17 protein-coding genes are annotated in these 20,701 nt (G+C 57.9%); 15 read left to right on the top strand and 2 right to left on the bottom strand.

Annotation, left to right across the window (positions count from 1 at the left end):
• Positions 1-41: 41 nt before the first annotated feature.
• Complete coding sequence (locus AOZ07_RS10740; protein ID WP_194943642.1) at positions 42-1,736, bottom strand: lytic transglycosylase domain-containing protein; 1,695 nt, start codon at positions 1,734-1,736, stop codon at positions 42-44.
• Positions 1,737-1,943: 207 nt separating this feature from the next.
• On the opposite strand from AOZ07_RS10740, the gene AOZ07_RS10735 reads away from it, so the two are divergent.
• Positions 1,944-2,297 (top strand): Rv2175c family DNA-binding protein, encoded by a 354-nt coding sequence (locus AOZ07_RS10735; RefSeq protein ID WP_060701991.1) that lies wholly within the window; start codon positions 1,944-1,946, stop codon positions 2,295-2,297.
• A 109-nt stretch (positions 2,298-2,406) separates the two neighbouring features.
• Here AOZ07_RS10735 and AOZ07_RS10730 read toward each other — a convergent pair whose 3' ends face one another.
• Entirely contained in the window at positions 2,407-3,513 is a 1,107-nt protein-coding gene (locus tag AOZ07_RS10730) for a polyprenyl synthetase family protein (protein WP_084793217.1), read from the bottom strand.
• Positions 3,514-3,675: 162 nt separating this feature from the next.
• Here AOZ07_RS10730 and dinB point away from each other — a divergent pair, with 162 nt between their 5' ends.
• From dinB to AOZ07_RS10660, 14 genes are all read left to right on the top strand, one after another.
• Positions 3,676-4,842 (top strand): DNA polymerase IV, encoded by a 1,167-nt coding sequence (dinB, locus tag AOZ07_RS10725; RefSeq protein WP_060701990.1) that lies wholly within the window; start codon positions 3,676-3,678, stop codon positions 4,840-4,842.
• A 182-nt stretch (positions 4,843-5,024) separates the two neighbouring features.
• Entirely contained in the window at positions 5,025-5,408 is a 384-nt protein-coding gene (locus AOZ07_RS10720; protein WP_060701989.1) for a DUF3040 domain-containing protein, read from the top strand.
• Between the two features lie 559 nt (positions 5,409-5,967).
• Positions 5,968-6,381 (top strand): division/cell wall cluster transcriptional repressor MraZ, encoded by a 414-nt coding sequence (mraZ, locus tag AOZ07_RS10715; RefSeq protein ID WP_060701988.1) that lies wholly within the window; start codon positions 5,968-5,970, stop codon positions 6,379-6,381.
• 171 nt (positions 6,382-6,552) lie between these two features.
• Positions 6,553-7,545 carry a 16S rRNA (cytosine(1402)-N(4))-methyltransferase RsmH gene (gene rsmH / locus AOZ07_RS10710; RefSeq protein WP_060701987.1) on the top strand — a complete coding sequence of 331 codons (993 nt, stop codon included), beginning with the start codon at positions 6,553-6,555 and terminating at the stop codon, positions 7,543-7,545.
• 1 nt (position 7,546) lies between these two features.
• Positions 7,547-8,326: a cell division protein FtsL gene (ftsL, locus tag AOZ07_RS10705; protein WP_060701986.1), complete on the top strand. Its 780-nt coding sequence runs from the start codon at positions 7,547-7,549 to the stop codon at positions 8,324-8,326.
• Positions 8,327-8,399: 73 nt separating this feature from the next.
• Positions 8,400-10,214: a peptidoglycan D,D-transpeptidase FtsI family protein gene (locus AOZ07_RS10700; protein ID WP_236995171.1), complete on the top strand. Its 1,815-nt coding sequence runs from the start codon at positions 8,400-8,402 to the stop codon at positions 10,212-10,214.
• Entirely contained in the window at positions 10,208-11,800 is a 1,593-nt protein-coding gene (locus AOZ07_RS10695) for a UDP-N-acetylmuramoyl-L-alanyl-D-glutamate--2,6-diaminopimelate ligase (RefSeq protein WP_060701985.1), read from the top strand. The genes AOZ07_RS10700 and AOZ07_RS10695 overlap by 7 nt, the downstream gene beginning before the upstream one ends.
• A gap of 50 nt (positions 11,801-11,850) precedes the next feature.
• A complete protein-coding gene (locus AOZ07_RS10690) occupies positions 11,851-13,308 on the top strand; it encodes a UDP-N-acetylmuramoyl-tripeptide--D-alanyl-D-alanine ligase (protein ID WP_060701984.1) in 1,458 nt (485 codons plus the stop codon).
• The gene (gene mraY / locus AOZ07_RS10685; protein ID WP_060701983.1) at positions 13,305-14,408 is read left to right on the top strand and encodes a phospho-N-acetylmuramoyl-pentapeptide-transferase; all 1,104 of its coding nucleotides are present in this window, start codon (positions 13,305-13,307) and stop codon (positions 14,406-14,408) included. The genes AOZ07_RS10690 and mraY overlap by 4 nt, the downstream gene beginning before the upstream one ends.
• Complete coding sequence (gene murD, locus AOZ07_RS10680) at positions 14,390-15,934, top strand: UDP-N-acetylmuramoyl-L-alanine--D-glutamate ligase (protein WP_060701982.1); 1,545 nt, start codon at positions 14,390-14,392, stop codon at positions 15,932-15,934. The genes mraY and murD overlap by 19 nt, the downstream gene beginning before the upstream one ends.
• Positions 15,935-15,983: 49 nt before the next feature.
• Positions 15,984-17,222, top strand: coding sequence for a putative lipid II flippase FtsW (gene ftsW / locus AOZ07_RS10675; RefSeq protein ID WP_236995170.1), 1,239 nt, complete (start codon positions 15,984-15,986; stop codon positions 17,220-17,222).
• Positions 17,223-17,319: 97 nt separating this feature from the next.
• Positions 17,320-18,441 carry an undecaprenyldiphospho-muramoylpentapeptide beta-N-acetylglucosaminyltransferase gene (murG, locus tag AOZ07_RS10670; protein ID WP_060701980.1) on the top strand — a complete coding sequence of 374 codons (1,122 nt, stop codon included), beginning with the start codon at positions 17,320-17,322 and terminating at the stop codon, positions 18,439-18,441.
• 4 nt (positions 18,442-18,445) lie between these two features.
• Positions 18,446-19,843 (top strand): UDP-N-acetylmuramate--L-alanine ligase, encoded by a 1,398-nt coding sequence (gene murC, locus AOZ07_RS10665; RefSeq protein ID WP_060701979.1) that lies wholly within the window; start codon positions 18,446-18,448, stop codon positions 19,841-19,843.
• A 61-nt stretch (positions 19,844-19,904) separates the two neighbouring features.
• Positions 19,905-20,639 carry a cell division protein FtsQ/DivIB gene (locus AOZ07_RS10660; protein WP_060701978.1) on the top strand — a complete coding sequence of 245 codons (735 nt, stop codon included), beginning with the start codon at positions 19,905-19,907 and terminating at the stop codon, positions 20,637-20,639.
• The last annotated feature ends 62 nt before the right edge of the window (positions 20,640-20,701 follow it).

The following is a 20,701-nucleotide window of genomic DNA, read 5'->3' as shown; positions in this document are numbered from 1 at the left end:
GGCCAGCACCTAGGTGCTGGCCCCGCCATCATCGCGTTGTCTTAGCGGAAGTTCTTCACGTGTGCCTTGATGCTGGCAACATATCGCTTGGTATCTTCGTACATGCCGTTCTTGTTGACGCCAGCGAGACCCTGGTAGTACGCCGCAATGGCGGTATCCAAGTCATCGGTGTTGTCCAAGTTGTAGGCAATAACAGCGACACCAGCGGTGACATTGTCCCGAGGGTTCAAGACGTTGAGGTCCTGGCCGATTCGGGAAGCAATCCAGTCGCTTGTGCTAGGAAGTACCTGCATGACGCCCACAGCGTTGGCAGGTGATACTGCACGCATGTTGAATCCGGATTCCTGGTACGCGTGTGCCATGGCCAAAGCAGGGTCTACACCCATGCTCCGCGCCGTGGAGCGGATAAGCGCCTGCATTTCGGAGCGGCTTGGGACATTAATCGAGTCCAGGTAATCCTTGTTCGCGTTGGCATCGCGAACAACATGATCAGCGTAGGTGCGGCCTTCGAAGGTGTTACCGATTTTGTCCTTCTTGGTCTCACCAGTCGGAGCTACCGAGGAACCTGAAACCTTGAGCTTGGCACCAATCTTCAAAGGCGTGCTAGCGCTGAATTCAGGGTTCAGATCCAACAGGGACTTCAAGGACATGCCGTGCTTTACTGCAATGCCACCGAGCGTATCGCCTGACTTGACGGTATAAGTCGAGGTCGTAGCCTTGGGCTTGCTTGGGGCCTGCGGCTTCGACGTCGAAGATCCGCCCGACACCTTGATCTTGTCTCCAGGATAAATGCGCTTGCTCGAGGAGATGTTGTTGATCTTGAGCAACTCCGAGAGGCCCATTTGGTGCTTGGCCGCAATCCCACTGAGCGTATCGCCTGACTTGACGGTGTAGCTGGAAGTGTTCGATGAGGACTTCTTGTCAGAAGCATTGGACTCGTTCTTCGAAGCTGACCCGTTGATCTTGAGCTTGTCACCAGGGTAAATGACCTTGCTTGCCGAGATGTTGTTCTTGCTCAGCAAGGAGGACAGGCTCATATTGTGCTTGACCGCGATGCTACCTAGCGTGTCGCCTGACTTGACTGTGTAAGTCGCGGACCCCGACGAGGAGCCCTTGCTCTTGGTATGTGAGCTTGGCGACTTGGTATCTGAGCTGGAGCCGTTGACCTTGAGCTTGTTGCCAGGGTAGATGACCTTGCTTGCCGAGATGTCGTTCTTGCTCAGCAGCGAAGACAAGCTCATATTGTGCTTGCTGGCAATTGCACTGAGCGTATCGCCGTTCTTCACCGTATAGGTCGTCGTTCCTGAGGAGCCGCCCTTGGTCGACTTGGAGCTCGACGAATTGCCGGAGATCTTGAGGGTCTTGCCCGCAATGATCACGTCGCTCTTGAGCCCGTTGAGCTTCTTCAGCTCGGAGACAGAAGTGTGGTACTCGACAGCGATGCTCGACAAAGTAGCGCCAGCAGGAATCTTGATTTCCTTGACATCGCGCTTGGCGGGCAAACCGAGGGTTGAGACCCGCGACGCGATCAAATGAGCTTTGATCTGGTCTTCGGCGACCTTGATTGATTCTGGGGTGACCGCCTTAGCCAGGCTGCCTGAGGTCTTGGGGAGGGATACGGGGGCTGCCTGCGCGGCAGGTGCCAACGCGAGGCTACCAATGACCGCGGCTGGGATGGCCGCGCCTGCTACTACGCCTAACGCATGCTTCGAGACATGTTTGGATTCGTGGGGCATGGAGTCGATCCTCATATATACGGTGAAAATAACGGGCATTGCGTCACAGGTAACACCAGAGGCTTACGTTCCTAATGTTGTCTGTGATGCAATTGTTATCAAAGTGATACAAGGAAATTTACACTACTCATGTGGCGCATGGAAACTGCTGAGGCGAGTTTTCCCAAAGTTTCTGCGGAGTTTCCGAATTTGTGGGAACCTTGATGGGTGAAGGAAATCGTAGAATTAGTCGGCCAGTGGCTGACCCTGCCAGATGTGGCAGAAGAATTAGATGTAGACATTCGCCGCGTGCACCGCTTGCTGGACGAGCGTGCAATTATCTCGGTGCGAATCGGTGAACGGAACATCCGTTCCATCCCAGCTGATTTTCTCCAAGATGGCTCGGTGGTAGAGAGCCTGAAGGGAACTCTTTCGGTTCTATTGGACGCTGGTTATTCTGACGAAGAGTCAATTTCGTGGCTGTTCACGGACGATGACTCGCTGCCGGGTACGCCGATGAATGCCCTGCGTTCCGGACGTAAAACTGAAATTAGAAGGAGGGCGCAGGCGCTGGCCTGGTAGCTCTTTTCTTTGCGGAGTTTTGCTTGAAAAACAACGAACGGGTCTCAACCTGGCCCCGAGTGATCGGGGGGGGGTGAGACCCGTTGTTATATGCCGGTGATTATTGCATCTATTTTGTGCGCTTGGTGACGGCGTCGCTTAGTTGTTGGAGCCCGGCACGAGCCTGCGAGTCGATTGGCAATTTTTCGAGTGCTTGACGCGATTGTTCCGTTAGTTCGCTGATGCTGTCCTCTGTTGCTTCGAGAGCGCCGCTATCGCGGAGTATGCTGCTGAGCTGTTCTACTTCCTGTACGGACATATCTGCAGCACCGAGGCGCGACTGAATGAAGCTGCGCTCTTCCAAGGTTGAAAGCAGCAGGGCATGGGCGATGAGCTCTGTTCGCTTACCTTCCAATAGGTCTCCACCGGTTGGCTTGCCGGTAACGTCTGCGTCGCCAAATACCCCTAGGACATCGTCGCGAAGCTGGAAGGCTTCACCGAGGGGCAAAGCGAAGGCTGAATAGCTGTTCATGAGCTCGGCGTCAGCTCCGGCTAATGCGCCTCCTAGCAAAAGCGGATTTTCCGTGGAGTACTTCGCTGACTTGAACCTTACGATGGTGCGCGCGCGCTTCACCGCTTCACGAGGATCATAGGCTGGGCCGGCTGATTCCTCGAGAACGTCCAGATATTGACCGGCCATTACTTGAGTTCGCATCTGGTTGAAGATGACGCGAGCCTCTTTAGGAAGATGGTCGATTTCGGAGAATGCTTCTTCACTCAACGACAGGCAAAGGTCCCCGGTCAGAATGGCGCTCGCACTGCCGTACGCCGCGGCGCTTCCCGCTAATCCCAATTTTTGATGTTGCGCCTCGAAGCGCTTGTGCACGCTAGGTTGTCCGCGGCGCGTATCCGAATTGTCGATGATGTCATCGTGTATCAGCGCGGCCGCCTGGAACAGTTCCAATGCAACACCGAGGCGGACAATGTCGGTTGAATCTTTGTTCCCGCCGGCTCCTAGGTATCCCCAGAAAGCAAAGAGCGGACGCAAACGCTTTCCGCCCTTGGTGAGCGAGCTGATGGCGTTGACGATTTCGACTGCACTGGAAGTAATCCGGCTAACTTCAACACCTTTCGTGGCCAAGAATTCTTCTAGCAACCGTGCAACTTCAACGGTGTACGTTTGGCTCAAGTCCAAGGCTTTGGCCTCGACGGATGGCAAAGAATCAGGCAGCGACATGCAAAATCATTTCTTCGGGTAAGTGCGACTGGTTAGACACAACTCTACCGGTGATTGTTTGGGATCGCGCTTCGCAGGTCCTCAAATGCAACCAGAGTGTAATCCGAACATATATTCGAGTATGGTGGAGTTGTTCGTTGTATTAGGGACGGGGAGGCCTAGATGGTGCATCGCGCGGTATTGCATGTCGATATGGACGCCTTTTTCGTTTCCGTGGAACTGCGCAATCGTCCCGAATTGGTCGGCAAGCCAGTCATCGTCGGATTCCCCGAAGGGCGGAGCGTTGTGCTCTCAGCCTCGTACGACTGCCGTGCCAGAGGGATCCATTCTGCGATGCCAATGAGCCAGGCTATTCCGCTTATGCCAGAGGCGACAATAATTGAACCGAGCCACCACTTGTACGCTCAGGCTTCTGGGGAAATCATGGCCTACTTCCGCACGCTGACGCCCTTGGTTGAGCAAGTCAGCGTTGATGAAGCATTTTTGGATGTCACTGGAAGCATGCGCATGCTTGGCGGCCCTATGGAAATAGGCCGGACTATTCGAGAGCACATACGGAAAAACATGGGTTTGCCAGCGAGCGTGGGCATTGCCAAGAACAAATTCATCGCAAAGCTTGCATCCACTTATGCCAAGCCTGATGGCATGGCCGTAATCGCACCGGATCGCACGGAGGAGTTTCTCGAAGATCTTCCGGTGTCCAAAATGTGGGGTGTAGGAAAGCGCACCGGGCAGCAATTGCACGCACTGGGTATCGAGACCGTCGGGCAGCTGTCACGCGAGCCCGAAGAGCGATTGATTGTCCGGATGGGGGAGCATGGTCGATCCTTGCATCGACTTGCCAATGGGATTGATGAACGTCCAGTGGAGGTAACCCGTGACGAAAAGAGCATCTCAGCCGAACACACGTTTGCTGTTGATGTCTCTGAAGTGCGGGTGCTGGAAGATGAACTGCTGCGCCTGAGTCACCGTGTGGCCAAGCGCTTGAGGGATCATGGCAAGTCGGCTGGTGGCGTCGGGCTGAAAATTAAATATCGTGATTTCACTGGTCTGACGCGTTCAAGGGCGCTCGGAGCGGCGACGGACTCCTCGGCAACCGTGGGCGAGGCAGGCATGCTGCTCTTGAAAAAGTTGTTGCCGCTAACCCAGCCCGTGCGATTGATTGGTATTCGCGCTGAGCGGCTTGAGGATTCTGCCGCTGGACTGCAGCTGAGCCTTGATCCAAAGGATGAGAAGGTGAGGGATGCTGAACGGGTGGCTGACCTCATCGGACAGAAGTTCCCGCAATCGTTGGTGACTCCGGCACGTTTTTTGCGACCGAGGGAATAAAGGTATTCTGTGAGCCAGGTGAGTATATGAGACCAGTGGTGAAGATCAACTGGCAGGCTGGCCGTAAAAGAGACTATCCTAGTAGTAAGGCTCATAAGAATCGGGGAACTTTTTCCCTTGACTCGGCGTTGAACCTAAGGACGGTAAACGACCGTCGAGTTTGCCTTTGGAAGGAGAAGACGATGCCGCTATCGGAACACGAGCAGCGTTTGTTGGAGCAGCTTGAAAAGCAGTTGCATGAAGACCGTCGCTTCGCCTCTAGTATGAAGGGGCCTGCAAACGTAGGGCGCCTTTCTACGCGAAACATTGCGCTGGGCATTCTTCTGGTCATCATTGGCCTGGCCGGTCTGATTTTTGGTATCTCGCAGCACATCATCATCCTCGGGGTTGCTGGTTTCGCTGTCATGTTTGGCGGCGTGCTGTTGGCGCTGACCAAATCAGCCACAGGAAAAGTCGGTCGCGCAGCCGGTAATGGCGCGAAGTCTGCTGCGAAGAGCAATTCACAGTTCATGTCTAGCCTTGAAGAACGATGGAATCAGCGCAAACGGGATCAGTCCGACAGCTGATACGCGTACATTTAGACATTGAGGTGTAGCCCAAGGGTTACACCTCTTTTTTGCTTTAAAGCCTGTCTTTGATTAGAATCTCCAGTCGCATTGGCCACCTAACCCGCTTCTGACAGCCGACGGCATTGAAGCAGGCGCGGGATGGCTTCGCAGTGCCCCTGGGGCAGCGAGTCTCGCCGGGGGCGGTCACGGTTCGCGACACGCCTCAATCCGGGAATTCGGATTCTCTGGAGATTCCAAGATTCAGTTTTCAGCGGCGTTGCGAACCGTGCCCCACTTTCCTCCCCAAGGTCCTCCACTTCCCACCACGGGCCGTAGATTTGCCTAGATTCCGCAGGTTCCGCAGGAAAAATCCATGAAGCGAAGCTCGTATCCGAGTGTGATCTCCATTTTCGCTCCACCGGGAGTTGGCGCAAGAAACCGCTAAATTTAGCCAATTTTTAACTCCAGACTCTCGCGAAACCAGCAAAATCGCATTGACAGTGGGGGGTTGTGGAGTAAAGTGGAGGCAAGTAGAGAAGAGTGGGGGTTCCGGCCACTTCGCGGAAAGGCGGTGTGCATGTTCCTGGGAACGTACACGCCGAAACTTGACGAGAAGGGTCGACTGATTCTTCCTGCTAAATATCGTGATGAGTTGTCCTATGGGCTGGTGCTTACTCGTGGTCAGGAACGTTGTATTTACGTTTTTAGCCAGCGGGAGTTCGAGAAGCAGCACGAACAACTAGCGCAGGCATCTTTGACCTCACGACGAGCACGCGACTACGCACGTGTGTTCCTCTCTGGGGCCTCTGATGAAGTTCCGGACAAGCAGGGACGCGTCACGATTCCGCAAGTGCTTCGCACTTACGGCGGCCTTGACCGTGAAGTGACAGTTATTGGTGCGGGCAACCGCATTGAAATCTGGGACACGCAGGCTTGGCAGCAGTATTTGGACGAACAGGAAGATGTTTTCTCCGATACTGATGAGGACTGAGGCCGCCAGGCCAAGGTTCAATCCAGCAACAGATGATGTTGGGATGAGATCTCCAGCCACCTAGCGGGGCAAATCATCTGGCTTCACTTCCCCGGAGCCAGAGGGTGGACCACCACTTGGTTGGAGGGGGATCTGATCTCAACAACAGATCGAACAGCGAAAGGGGGCGCAGTGCCAAATCAGGATTCCCAGCGACCAGCATCCGAACGCCATGTTCCAGTACTTCTGGACCGTTGCGTCAATCTCCTCGCACCAGGTATTCAGCGTGCAAATGCTGAAGGCCGTAGGGCAATCGTTGTGGACTGCACCCTTGGAATGGGCGGACACTCGGAAGCAATTCTGAAACGATTCGACAACCTCCACCTCATCGGTCTCGACCGTGACGAGCAAGCTCACGAGCTGGCCGGCGCCCGGCTGAAGCCATTTGAGGATCGCATTGATCTCGTCCACGCCGTATATGACGAAATTGCCGACGTCGTCGAGGACCTGGGTTTTCCCGGTGTCGACGGGGTGCTTTTTGACCTCGGCGTTTCATCGCTCCAGCTTGATGAGCGCGAACGTGGTTTCGCCTACTCCTATGACGCTCCGCTGGATATGCGCATGGACACCTCGGTAGGGCCAACCGCCGAGGATCTGGTTAATGACTTGGAGCGCGACGAGTTGCTGCGAATCATTCGCCAGTGGGGTGAAGAGAAATTCGCGGGACGGATCTCAACAGCCATCGTTGAAGCACGCGCAAAATCGCGGATTACGACGACGGCGGAACTTGTCGAGATTATTCGGAATGTGGTTCCTGCCGCCGCCGCCAGAAATGGCGGACATCCAGCCAAGCGGACCTTCCAGGCCCTGCGCATCGCAGTCAATGAGGAACTCGACGTGCTGGAGCGCGCAATTCCTGCGGCGATGGGCGCTCTGAATGTCGGTGGCCGAGTCGTCGTGATGAGCTACCACTCCCTGGAAGACAAGATCACCAAGAGGCACTTTGTGCAGGGTGCAACCTCTTCTGCTCCTCCAGGATTCCCGGTGGAGCTGGAAGAACATAAGGCCGAATACAAGGTCCTGACCAAGGGCACCGAAAAGCCAAGCGACCAGGAAATTGCGGAAAATTCCCGTGCAGCCTCAGCTCGTTTGCGAGCTGTGGAGCGAGTGTTGAAGAGGAGCTAGGATGAGCCAACGAGCCCCGCGTCGCGTGCAGAAAATTGCAGCCGTGAACAACCAGCCAGTTGTCGAAGGCAGCGCTGCACGAGCCTTGCGCCCAGAGCCCGTGCTTGCCAGCCAATTGCCTAAAGGCGAGTCTCGTCAGCGAGTGACCCTTTCCTTGGTGCCTCGGATCAAGGAATCGAACCGTCGCTCCATGGTTACGATGTCCGCGATCCTCGTACTGCTGGCCTTCAGCGTCATTGTCACCCTGGTGCTGCTCAACACCTCCGTTGCCCAGCGACAGTACGACATAGTTTCGCTGCGCAACCAGGAGCGCGCACTGTCCCAAGAGAACCAGGCCCTGCTCAAGGAAGCCCAGTCACTGGCTGCACCGCAGGCTTTGGCGGCAAAGGCCAAGGACCTTGGACTGGTCTCGCCAGGGGCTCCCGGTCTGATCAGCCTCTCCGAAGGCAAGGTAACCCAGGAAGCCGAAGATGCCGTCAAGGCCAAAGGCAATAAGCAGGAATATGGAACCCTGCCATTGCCTGGTGCCAGTGTCAGCGAAGGCGAGGGGACCCAGGCGGACGCTGAATCCAAAAAATCTTCAACGCCAAAGACCACTGTGGGCAAGACCTCAACTGAAGCAGAGAAGAAGACCGAGTCTGCACAAGACTCCAAGGAAGCCGAAGTGAAGGCCGAAAAGCGCGATCGGGAGGTCGCTGAGGATGGTCGCCCGGTCTTCCAGGATGCCGAACTCAATGGCGGCACGATCCCGGCCCCAAGCATCAAATCCCCAGCAAATTAGCGAGATCTTTCTAAGCTGGAACTGAGCTAGCTGATACTGCTGGAAACCACGCTGAGGGAAAGTTAGGTTCATTGTGAGTTCGACGGCAATCGATACTGCGAAAAAGCGGATGCGCTTCGTACTGATCCTCTCGGTGACCCTGCTGGTAATCATTCTCGCCCGGCTCGTCTGGGTCCAGGGAATCAACGCCGCCACGGTTGCCAACGCGGCCCAGCAGAACCGCGAACGCGAAGAGGTCATTGCGCCCATGCGCGGTTCCATCGAAGACCGCAATGGAACCACCCTCGCCGTTTCCGTCGACCGCTACGACCTCGTCATCGATCAGCGCGAACAGAATGAGGATATTCGCCGCGCCAAACGCGACGGCTCCAACGGCCACGAACGCATCAGCTGGGACCAGGCCATCCAGGAATTGGCCAAGGCGCTCGATCAGGATCCCGAGGAACTGGCCAAGAAGGTTCGCCCGCAAGGGGACGCCAAGCCCAAGGGGTACGTGGTGCTCGCCAAGAGCGTCACCCCGGAAGTTCGCAACGAAGTCCGTGAAATCGGAATCCCTCGCCTCTCATCGCTGTTGCGCAGCGAACGCCAGTACCCGCAGGGCGTTATCGCCGGCCCGCTGCTCGGCTTTGTGCGCAACTCGGAGGACCAGACATCCGTGGTCGGTGCCGAGGGGCTCGAACTGAGCCAAGAAGACCACCTCGCCGGCACCGCGGGCAGCCGCAAATACGAAATCAGCGCCGACGGTGTGCGCATTCCGGTCACCGAGGTTGAAGAAACTCCAGCGGTCAATGGACAAGACGTCATCCTGACCATCGACTCGGACATCAACTACGTCGCCCAGCGCGCAGCTGAAAAGAAGCAGGCGCAGTTCAACGCCGAGTGGGTGTCAGTGATCGCCATGGAGGTCAAGACGGGCAAGATCCTGGCCATTGGCGATTCTGCAGAGCTGGATCCCAACGACCCCGGTGCCACCGCTCCGGAGTTCCGGCGCTCAACGTCGATCACCCGTGCCTTCGAACCAGGCTCGACCGGCAAGGCACCGATCTTCGCCGCTGCCCTCGACCAAGGGGTAATCAAGCCCACCGACGAATTCACCGTCCCGAACAAAAAGACCTTTACCAAGGAAACAATCAACGACTCCTTGGAACACGCCACCTATGACATGACCGCCGCGGGCATCTTCGCCCGCTCGTACAACACCGGTACCGTGATGGTCGGCAACAAGATGAGCAAGCAGACCCGCTATGACTACATGAGGGCCTTCGGCCTTGGCACTCCAATCCAGGTTGGACTGAACGGTGCCAGCGCTGGCCAGCTTGCGGCTCCAGAAAATTGGGATCGCCGACAGCAGTACACCACCATGTTCGGCCAGGGCTACTCGCAAACCGTGCTGCACACGGCATCGATCTTCCAGACCCTGGCTAATGGCGGCGTCCGCTTGTCGCCGAGCCTGATCGAAGGCTACCGGAACGATGATGGCTCGGTCACGAAGATTCCAGACCCCGAAGAGAAGCGCGTCGTCAAGGAATCCACCTCCAAGGAAATGCTGAAGATCATGGAATCCGTGGTCGACTTCGGAACCGGCTACAAGGAAGCGATTCCCGGCTACCGCGTGGGAGGCAAGACCGGTACCGGCCAGGCCGCCAGTGCCAAGGGCTACGACGGCTATACTTATTCATTTGCAGGTGTTGCCCCGCTGGAAGATCCGCAGTTCGTTGTTGTTGCGACCATGTACCGCCCCAAGGGCAACTGGAAGGACTTCTCGGTAGCGGACACGTTTACCGACGTGATGAGCCATGCGCTCAACACATTCAATGTGCCACCGAGCACGACTAAGTCAGAGGCGTACGACGTCTTTGTAGGCAAGGAACAAAAGAAATCTTGGTAGTCCAGAATCCCGGTACTCCGCGCGAGTTGGAACGGTACCTTCGTCCAGAGAATATGGCCGGCGTGGGCTTTGACCAGGTGTGCGGCGCTGCCGGCGCCGTGCGGACCGGAGCGCAATTCAACGCCGCTCCGCAGATTCTCGGTGTCAGCCTGAACCCGCAGATCGTCCAGCCAGGCGACGTCTTCCTGGGCATCTCGGGGGCTAAGCGCCACGGTGCCGAATTCGTTGACACTGCCATTTCCAACGGTGCCCGCGCCATCATCACCGATACCGCTGGCTTGGACTTCCTGCCAGAAGAACTATCGATTCCTGTGGCTGTTGTCGCCGATGTGCGCAAGGCCGCCGCCCAGGTTGCCCAGGCGGTCTACGGCACCGATCAGCGCAGCCCTCAGCTATTTGCGGTGACCGGCACCAACGGCAAGACCACCACGACGTTCATGATTCGCGCGATCCTCGAGGCCCTCGGTGAAGAAACCGGCCTGATTGGAACCATCGAGATGTCCGCCCGCGGACAGATCATCCCGAGCGTGCTGACCACCCCGGAATCCACGCAGCTCCATGGCGTCTTGGCTCGTATGGCACAACAAGACGTGAGTTCTGTGGCGATGGAGGTTTCCAGCCACTCGCTGAGCTACGGACGCGTCGATGCATTGAATTTTGCCGTCGCCGGCTATACCAACCTGACCCAGGATCATCTGGACCTGCACGGGACGATGGAAGACTACTTCCAGACCAAGGCCCAGCTGTTCACCCCCGAACACAGCGCCTCGGCGGTCGTCATGGTTGATGACCCCTATGGCGCTCGCCTCGCCGAGCATGCGCAGATCCCCACCCAGTCGCTGAGCCTGGACGAGAATAACGAATTAGCCGACTGGCGTGTCACCGACTTGGCGCACTCCGGGCTCGGACATAGCTTCACGCTGCGCAACCGTGACGGACGACTGCTGCGCACGCGCACCGCACTGCCCGGCATGTTCAACGTCGCCAACGCCGCTTTGGCCACCGTCATGGTGCTGGCCAGCGGGGCAGAGCTTGATGCACTTCAGAAGGCCCTTGACGCCAAGGACCCGCTGTCGGTAGCAGTACCGGGACGCATGCAGGTGGTTGCCGAATCCCCAGTGGCCGTAGTCGACTTCGCGCATAACTCCGACGCACTGGCCAAGGCCCTGGATTCCATCCGTCCGGGCGCCAACGGGCGCAGGATCGTGGTCTTCGGTGCCACCGGTGAGCGGGACAAGACCAAGCGCCCGGATATGGGAGCGGTGGCCGCACGCCACGCAGACATCGTAATTGTCACCGATGACGACCCGCATGGCGAAGCGCCGGAGCCGATCCGCGAGCAACTAGCTGCCGGTGCGCAAGGCGCCATTGACACCGAACGGGCAGAAACCCAGCTTTTCAACATCGCGCCACGCGCTAAAGCCGTGGAATTCGCTGTGAGTTTAGCGCAGGCCAATGACGCGATCCTGGTCGCTGGTCGCGGACACGAAGTCAGCCAAGACGTCGCGGGAATCGATGTAGAACTCGATGACCGGGTTGAACTGGCAAATGCCCTGAAACTTCATGGATTTGTGACCAATTCCTAGTCGGCACAAGACCACGATCACCACCGCTCAAGTGTAAAGTCCTTAATGCCATGATTGAACTGTCTTTAACCGACCTTTTGAAGATCACCGGGGGAGAAGCGACTGCTTCAGCCGCTTCCGACACGGTGGTTACTTCTGTGACCACGGATTCACGCGAAGTCACCGCTGGTTGCTTATTTGTTGCCAAGCCCGGGGAATTTTCCGACGGGCACGCTTTCATTGATAAAGCTCTGGCCTCCGGCGCCGTATTGGCATTGGCCGAGCGCCAGACCTACGACGATGCCCGCGCGGTGCACCCCTCGATCATCGTCGACGACGCTGTTGAAGCCATGGGCAAGATTGCCGCTCACATCGTCGAATACCTTAAAGCCAAAAACGATGCCAAGGTCATCGGGATAACCGGTTCAGCCGGCAAGACCACGACCAAGGACCTGCTGGCCGGAATTCTGTCCCGGGTAGCCCCGACCGTTTCACCGATCGGCTCCTACAACGGCGAAGTTGGCGTGCCGCTGACCGTCTTTAGCGCGACCGAAGATACCAAGTTTTTTGTCATCGAAATGGGCGCTACCGGGGTAGGCCACCTGACCTACCTGACCGATATGGTGCATCCGCACGTTGGCGTGGTGCTCTGTGTTGGCACCGCGCACGCGGGAGAATTTGGCGGGGTAGAGAATATCGAGAAGGCCAAGGGCGAACTTGTAGAAGCCCTGGACGCCGACGGCATTGCCATCCTGAATGCAGAGGATCCCCGCGTTGCCCGCATGGAATCGCGGGCCCGGGCGCAGGTGCGATTCTTCGGCACCAGCGAGCAAAAGCCCGAACGCGCAGGGGTCTGGGCCGCCGACGTGGTCGTCAACGGCTCCGGCCAGCCGCAGCTGACCTTGCAGTTCCCCGACGGCTACAGCCAGCGGATTACTTCCGGTTTGCTGGGCCGCCACCATGTGGGCAATATCCTGGCTGCCGCCAATGCCGCCTATGCGCTGGATATCAGCCCGCAGATCATCGCCGAAAGCCTGGAGGGCCAAAGAGCCAACAGCCGATGGCGCATGGAACGCAGCGAGCGTGCCGACGGCGTGAGCATCATCAACGATGCCTACAACGCCAATCCGGAATCCATGCGTGCGGCCCTGGTGACACTGGCCGAGCTGGGCCTGGGCGAGGACGGTGCACCTGGCCGCCGCACCTGGGCTGTCCTGGGCGAGATGCTGGAGCTTGGCGACAAGAGCATCCACGAACATGATTTGCTCGGACGCATGGCAGTTCGAATGAACATCAAGAAACTTGTTGTGGTTGGCCGGGGAGCGAAGCCAGCATATAACTCTGCAGTGCTTGAAGGCAGCTGGGGTGACGAAGCCTTCTACGTGGAGAGCGTGGACGAGGCTCGTGACCTGCTGCAAAAGGAACTCCAGCCAGGCGATATCGCCTTGTTCAAGTCCTCTAATGGGGCCGGTCTGCGCTTCCTCGGCGACGACATCGCAGCGTTCGTGAAGGAAGGCGAAGACGCGTGATCGCATTGATCCTGGGCGCAGGTATTGCCCTTGTACTAACCATGGTGGCCATGCCGCTGTACATCCGGCTTCTGACCAAAAAGCAGTATGGCCAGGTGGTTCGCGATGATGGGCCGAACTCCCACGCCGTCAAGTCCGGTACCCCCACCATGGGTGGTGTCGTCTTTGTCCTGGCCGTCTTCGTTGCCTACTTCGCCACCCATGGCATCCTGGCCTTGATGGGACGTTCCTCCTCCGGGATTACGGCCACTGGCCTTCTCGTCCTCCTGCTCTTCGGCGGCATGGGCCTGGTTGGCTTCCTCGATGACTTCATCAAGATCTTCAAGAAGCGCTCGCTGGGCCTTCGCGCCTGGCAGAAGATCGTGCTGCAGGCTGTCATCGGCATCAGCTTCGCCGTGCTGGCCCTTCAGTTCCCGAACGAGCAGGGCCTGACCCCAGGTTCTACCGCGATTTCCTTCCTGCGCGACAGCAATATCGATTTGGCCTTCGCCGGCCCGATGCTGGGATTGATCCTGTTTGTCATCTGGGCGAACTTCATCGTTACCGGCACCACCAATGCCGTCAACCTCACCGACGGACTCGATGGCCTGGCCACCGGTGCCTCGATCATGGTCTTCGGCGCCTACACCCTGATGGGCATCTGGCAGCAGAACCAGGCCTGCTCCAATATGAACTCGCTGGATGTTTGCTACTCGGTGCGCGATCCCCAGGACCTCGCCCTGCTGGGCGCCACCCTTTCGGGAGCGCTCATTGCCTTCCTCTGGTTCAATGCCAAGCCGGCAAAGATCTTCATGGGCGATACCGGTTCGCTGGCCATCGGCGGTGCTGTCGCCGCCTTCGCGATCCTCTCGCGCACCCAGCTGCTGCTGGTGGTGATCGCCGGCCTGTTCGTGATCATCTCGCTGTCGGTGATCATCCAGGTGGGCTACTTCAAGCTCTCCGGTGGCAAGCGCGTGTTCAAGATGGCGCCGCTGCAACACCACTTCGAGCTCTCAGGCTGGTCCGAGGAAAATGTCGTTATCCGCTTCTGGATCCTGGCCGGCCTCTTTGTCGCCGCCGGACTGGGACTCTTCTACTCTGAATGGGTTGTCGCACTGTGAGCGCAGATGCCAAGAAAATGCTGGATTCGCTAACCAGCTGGGATGCCGACTGGAAAGGGCTGCGGGTCGTCGTTGCGGGCCTCGGGCTCTCCGGATTCTCCGCGGCCGACACGCTGATCGAGCTGGGCGCGATCGTCACCGTCATTGACGGCAAAGACGACCAGCTGAACCAGCAGCGGGCAGAAACCCTGAAGATCGTCGGCGCACACGATGTGCTGCTTGGCGCCCACAATGTCCAGAGCCTGCCCCTGGTGGATGGCCAGCCGGCACAGCTGGTGATGGTGTCGCCAGGCTGGAACCCGCGCCACCCGGCTATCGCCGAGGCCGATGAAGCCGGGATCGAGATCTGGAGCGATATCGAGTTGGCATGGCGCGTGCAGAATCGTGCCGGGCACTCGGCTCCGAAGTGGCTGGCGATCACCGGTACCAATGGCAAAACCACCACCGTGGGCATGACCGAGTCGATTCTGCAGGCTGCAGGCCTCAAGGCCATCGCCGTGGGAAACGTCGGCACCCCGATCTTGGACGCGGTCCGCGAACCGGTGGACTACGATGTTTTCGCGGTGGAGCTCTCCAGCTTCCAGCTGCACTATACCCACAGCATTTCCCCGCTGGCCTCCGTGGTGCTGAACATCGCCGAGGACCATGTGGATTGGCATGGCGGATTCGAGAACTACAAGGCAGCCAAGGCCAAGATCTACGAGCGCACCCAGGTCGCTGCGATCTTCAACGCCGAAGAAGAAGCCACCATCCGCATGGTTGAAAATGCCGACGTGATCGATGGCTGCCGAGCCATTGGCTTCACCACCGATTCGCCGGCGGTGTCCATGATCGGCGTTGTCGAAAACCTCCTGGTGGATCGCGCCTATATCGAGGACCGCAGGACCAATGCGGTTGAACTGATTCCGCTGGACCAGATCGGCGAGATTGTCCCGCGGCACACTGCCGCCAACGCCGCTGCCGCAGCCGCCCTGACCCGCGCCTATGGTGTGGAACCCGAGGCAATCGCCCAGGGACTGAGCGGATTCGATGCCGGGGATCACCGCATCCAGGCAGTCGCGCGCAAGAACGACATTCTGTGGATCAACGATTCCAAGGCCACCAACCCCCATGCAGCCGATGCCTCGCTGGCAGCATTTACGCGCGTCGTATGGATCGCTGGCGGCCTGTCCAAGGGCGTGGAATACGACGAGCTGATCGCCAAGCACGCCCACCGGCTGGCGAAGGTGCTGCTGATCGGCACCGATACCGCAGGCCTGGTTGAGGCACTGGTTGCCAAGGCGCCCCAGGTGGAAGTCATCAACATCACCGCCCAGGCGCTAGCCGCTGATGGGATCGCGCCATCCGGTACGCAGGTGATGACCCGGGCTGTCCACAAGGCAGCCGAGGTGGCCCAGCCAGGAGACACCGTCCTGATGGCGCCGGCGGCAGCTTCCATGGATCAATTCAGCTCCTATGCCCAGCGTGGCAACGCATTTATCAGCGCCGTCAGTGATCTGATGGATAGAGCTGGCGAAGGCAACTAGGCAACCGTTTACCGAACAGATGACACCGAGGCAGGAGGCACCGATGGCGATGAAGCAGCAACGACCGTCCACGGGCGCCAAGCAGAAAACGCCCTGGTTCGCCAAGCTGATCGGCGGCGTCGAAAACGCCAGCGGTCGCATGGCTTCGATGGACTACTGGCTAGTCGTTGTGGTCTCCATCGTGCTCGCGATTTTCGGCGTGCTGATGGTGCAGTCCTCCGCATCGGTTGAGGCAATTGCCAAAGGCAAGGACGGATTCACTGTCGCCTTGTCGCAAGCGATGTTTGCCGGCATCGGAATAATTTGCATGCTCGGGATGCAGTTCATAAAACCCGAGAATCTGAAGAAGCTCGCGTGGTTATCGGTAATCGCGGCATTCCTCCTGCTGTTCCTCGTTGCCTTTACGCCCCTTGGGCATACCGTCCTCGGCAACCGAAACTGGATCAAGATCGGCCCCGTCGGCCTGCAGCCCAGTGAGTTCGCCAAGCTTGCCCTGGCAGTTTTTGCAGCATTCATGCTTGAACGGAAACAGCACATGCTGCATGACATCAAGCACCTGGTGGTTCCGGTGGTGGCACCGGCAGGCATTGCCATCGTTGGCCTCGTGGTTGTCGGCAAGGACGTTGGCACCGCGCTGGTGCTGCTGATGATCATTGCGTCGGCGATGTTCCTCGGTGGCATCAAGATGAAGTGGCTCGCGGGGTTCGGCTTTGTCGGCATGGTGGGCCTGGCGGTTGCAGTGATGGGATCTTCCAACCGCCGACAGCGCGTTTTGGCATGGCTTGATACCGACTGCGGTCCAAGCGATCAGCTGTGCTACCAGGCGAGCATGGGCCTTCACGCCTTCGCCTCCGGCGGATGGTTCGGTGTTGGCGCCGGCCAGTCGCGCATGAAGTGGTCCTACGTGCCCGAAGCGCAAAATGACTTCATCTTCTCCATCTTGGGTGAAGAGTTCGGCCTGATCGGCGTCCTGTTCGTGCTGGTGATGTTCATCCTGCTGGCGCTGGCCATGTACCGCATCGCTTTGCGTGCCAGCGACCTCTACACCAAGGTCCTGATGGGCTGCTTGATGTCGTGGGTCATCGGGCAGACTTTCGTGAACCTTGGCACCGTGACCGGCGTCCTGCCGGTAATCGGCGTGCCGCTGCCGTTCATCTCTTCTGGTGGTTCGGCCATGTTGGCAATCATGCTGGCCATGGGGTTTGTACTGTCTTCGGCCAGGGCCCAAAAACTTGCCTTTGATTCCTCGGAAGAGAAGAAAACCGCTAAGCCGAATAACGCAAAGTAGCCTGTGATTTTCACATGCTAAGTGAAGTTGTAGCCCTTCGAATCGATAACGTCGGGCGCTGATCCCGCATGATCGGGACGAAGGAGCATAAGACCAGATGACTGAAGCAATGCGTCTTGTTGTTGCCGGCGGCGGAACCGCCGGTCATATCTCGCCCATGCTGGCAATTGCTGACGCCGTCAAGGATGAGCAAGCCGATGCTCAGATCACCGCACTTGGTTCACCTGGCGGCCTGGAAACAAAATTGGTTCCCGACGCCGGCTACCCGCTTGAATTGATTCCCAAGGCGCCGATGCCACGCAGCCTCAACCTTGATTTGCTGAAGTTCCCGTTCCGATTTATCGCTGCCTTGAATCAAGCCAAGCGCGTCTTGAAGCAGACGGGCGCTGAGGCAGTTCTGGGCGTTGGCGGATATGTGTGCACCCCCGCCTACCTGGCAGCCAAGCAACTCAGGATTCCAATTTTTGTCCACGAAGCCAATTCTGTGGCAGGCATGGCCAACAAGCTGGGCGCAAAGTCCGCTGCCTTTGTCGGGACGACTTTCGCCAATACCGGCTTGCCCGGTGAAGTGAAGGTGGGCATGCCAATGCGTTCGAACGTGGCCCAGATGAACCGCGAAACTCTTCGAGATGAGGCCCGCGAGTATTTCGGTGTGACCGGTGAGAAGATCGTTCTGCTGGTGACTGGCGGATCCTCCGGCGCTCAAAGCATCAATACCTCCATCGCCGCCTCGCTGGCGGAACTGAATGAGGCCGGGGTGCACACGGTGCACATCACCGGTCGAGGGAAACAGATTCTCGATGCGGATGGCCAGGTCTTGGCCCACGAGGGATACACCCAGATCGAGTACGTGGACCGCATGGACTACGCATACGCCGTCGCGGATCTGATGGTGTGCCGCTCGGGTGCCGGAACGGTGTGCGAGCTCGCCGTCGCCGGAACCGCTGCTGTTCTGGTTCCGCTGCCCATTGGCAACGGGGAACAGAAGCTCAATGCCCGCGAACTTGTAGCAGCCGGTGGAGCAGTTCTTGTCTCGGACGATGATTTCACCAAGTCCTACATCACCGAAAATGTCATTAAGTTGCTTGGCGATCAGCATAAACTTGAACAGATGTCTCAGGCAGCCAGCTCGCTAGGGCAACGCGACGCCGCACAAATCATGGCGCGTCGAATTATTGAAGAAGTTTCAACCCGTCGTCGTGCGGGGCAGGAAGGGTAGGACCATGGCATTGCGCGCCAACGAACTGCACGCTGAACTTGGCAAGGTACACCTCATGGGCGTTGGCGGTGTAGGCGTTTCAGCGGTTGCTCGATTGCTGCTGGATTATGGCCTGGAAGTTTCTGGAACAGATGCCAAGGACCTGCCGGTGCTGGAGGATCTGCGCCAGCGCGGAGCCCGAATTGAGGTCGGATATGATCCTGCCAATTTGGGCGATGCGCAAACCGTGGTGATTTCTTCGATCATCAAACCGGGCAACCCGGAATATGACGAGGCAGTTCGCAGAGGCCTGAAGATCCTGCACCGCTCTGAAGGCCTGGAAGCCACCATGCGCGGCCACGAGAAGATCGTGACTATCGCGGGCACCCACGGAAAGACCACCACAACTTCGCTCACCGCCCACATGCTCAAGGCTGTTGGCGCTCGTCCCAGCTTCGCCGTAGGAGCCAACATAGCGAGCCTGGGTACCAACGCCGAGCTGGGAGAGGGTGGCTACTTTGTTGCCGAAGCCGATGAATCCGATGCCTCGTTCCTGAACTACCGTCCTGACGTCATCATCGTGACCAATGTGGAAGCGGACCACCTGGACCACTACGGCACCGAAGAGGCAGTTCACCAGGCCTTTGTCGATTTTGCCCGGTTGCTTCCGGAGGATGGGCTGCTGATTTGCTGCGCCGATGATCCGGGTGCCAATAACCTTGCTCGCAAGATGCGCCATGAACGCAGTGACCTTCGAGTTCAGACCTATGGATTCAGCGACCATGCGGACCGCCGACTCTCACAAGCACAAGCAACCGACAACGGCCGGTTCACCGCACGCGTCGAGTGGGGCAGCGGCCAGAGCTATACCTTGGACCTGGCTGTTCCCGGCCAGCACAACTTGCTCAATGCCACTGCGGCCCTGTCGGTTGGCATGGATGCCGGTCTCGACGTCGAGGAAGCACTGGCAGCTCTGGCGAGCTTCTCGGGTGCTGCCCGTCGATTCGAGCTCAAGGGCAGCGTCGGCGGTGTGAGGGTTTACGACGACTACGCCCACCACCCGACCGAGGTGCTCGCTGCGCTCTCCGCAGGCCGTACGATGGCGGGGGAAGGGCATCTTCATGTGGTGTTCCAGCCCCACCTGTTCAGCCGCACAAAGGAGTTCTACCGCGAGTTCGCGAAGGCTCTTTCTCTTGCCGACTCAGTGGCAGTTCTTGAAATCTACCCTGCGCGTGAAGAACCAATTCCAGGCGTTACCAGTGAATTAATTGCCTCGCGTGTTGAGGTCCCAGCTCACGTGCTGAATCCTGCCGCGGCGGTCGCGCATGTGGTGGAGCAAGCCGAGCCAGGAGATGTTGTGATGACCATCGGTGCCGGAGATGTTACGGCGCTGGGTTCGCAGATCATTGAGTCCCTGAGCTAGCGTCAACTTGAAATTGTCATAGGCCACTGACGTTGGTCGTTTCAACCAAACAAGGTGTTCCATGGGTGAAGAAGCAAAAGTCGTAGAACTTCCAGAAAGTCCAGAGAAGAGACGGCGCAAGCTCTTGATTATTATCGCTGCCTGCATCGTGGTCTTGAGCCTGGCAGCGGTATTGATTTTGAGTTTTTCACCTGTCCTTGCGGCAAAGAAAATTGAGGTCACTGGAACGAAACTGGTCAATGCCGGCAAGCTGGCCGAATCGCTGGAACCGCTCAAAGGCACCCCGTTGCCGAGAATTTCCGAATCCAAGGTTCAAGAGCTGATGGGCAACCAGCCGGCCATCGACCAAATCGTGGTGAAGGCGCAAATGCCTGACACCCTGGTAGTCGAAGTCATCGAAGCAGTTCCTGTGGCCATCCTGGTGGAAGGCGACAAGCAGTATTTGGTGGCGGATACCGGCAAGAAGCTGCGAACCTTGGGCAAGAACGACAAGACGAAGCTGCCCAAAGTCAAAGCCAGTGATGAAACCAAGGACCCGGAGAAGTTCAAGCTGCTGACCGGGATCTTGAGCACGGTTGACGAGTCGGTGCTGAAACAGGTTTCCACTGCGTCGCTGTCCAAAGCAGGGTTCGCCGAATTGTCGTTGCCGAAGAAACGGACGTTGATTTGGGGGGACGCTTCAAAACCGGCACTGAAAAACGAGGTCGCGAAAATCTTCGTCAAAGGCTTGAGCGACAAATACGCCTCAAAGACCACTATCGACGTGACCAATCCAGAGAATCCGGTGGTTTATTAAGTCGCGTTCCTCTGGGCGCGGGAAGACCAATAAGCCGACAAATTCTGGAAAGATAGTTTTGA

Origin of the sequence: Glutamicibacter halophytocola (assembly GCF_001302565.1) — a bacterium.
GTDB lineage: Bacteria > Actinomycetota > Actinomycetes > Actinomycetales > Micrococcaceae > Glutamicibacter > Glutamicibacter halophytocola.
This window is presented reverse-complemented; position numbering and strand designations above follow the sequence as displayed.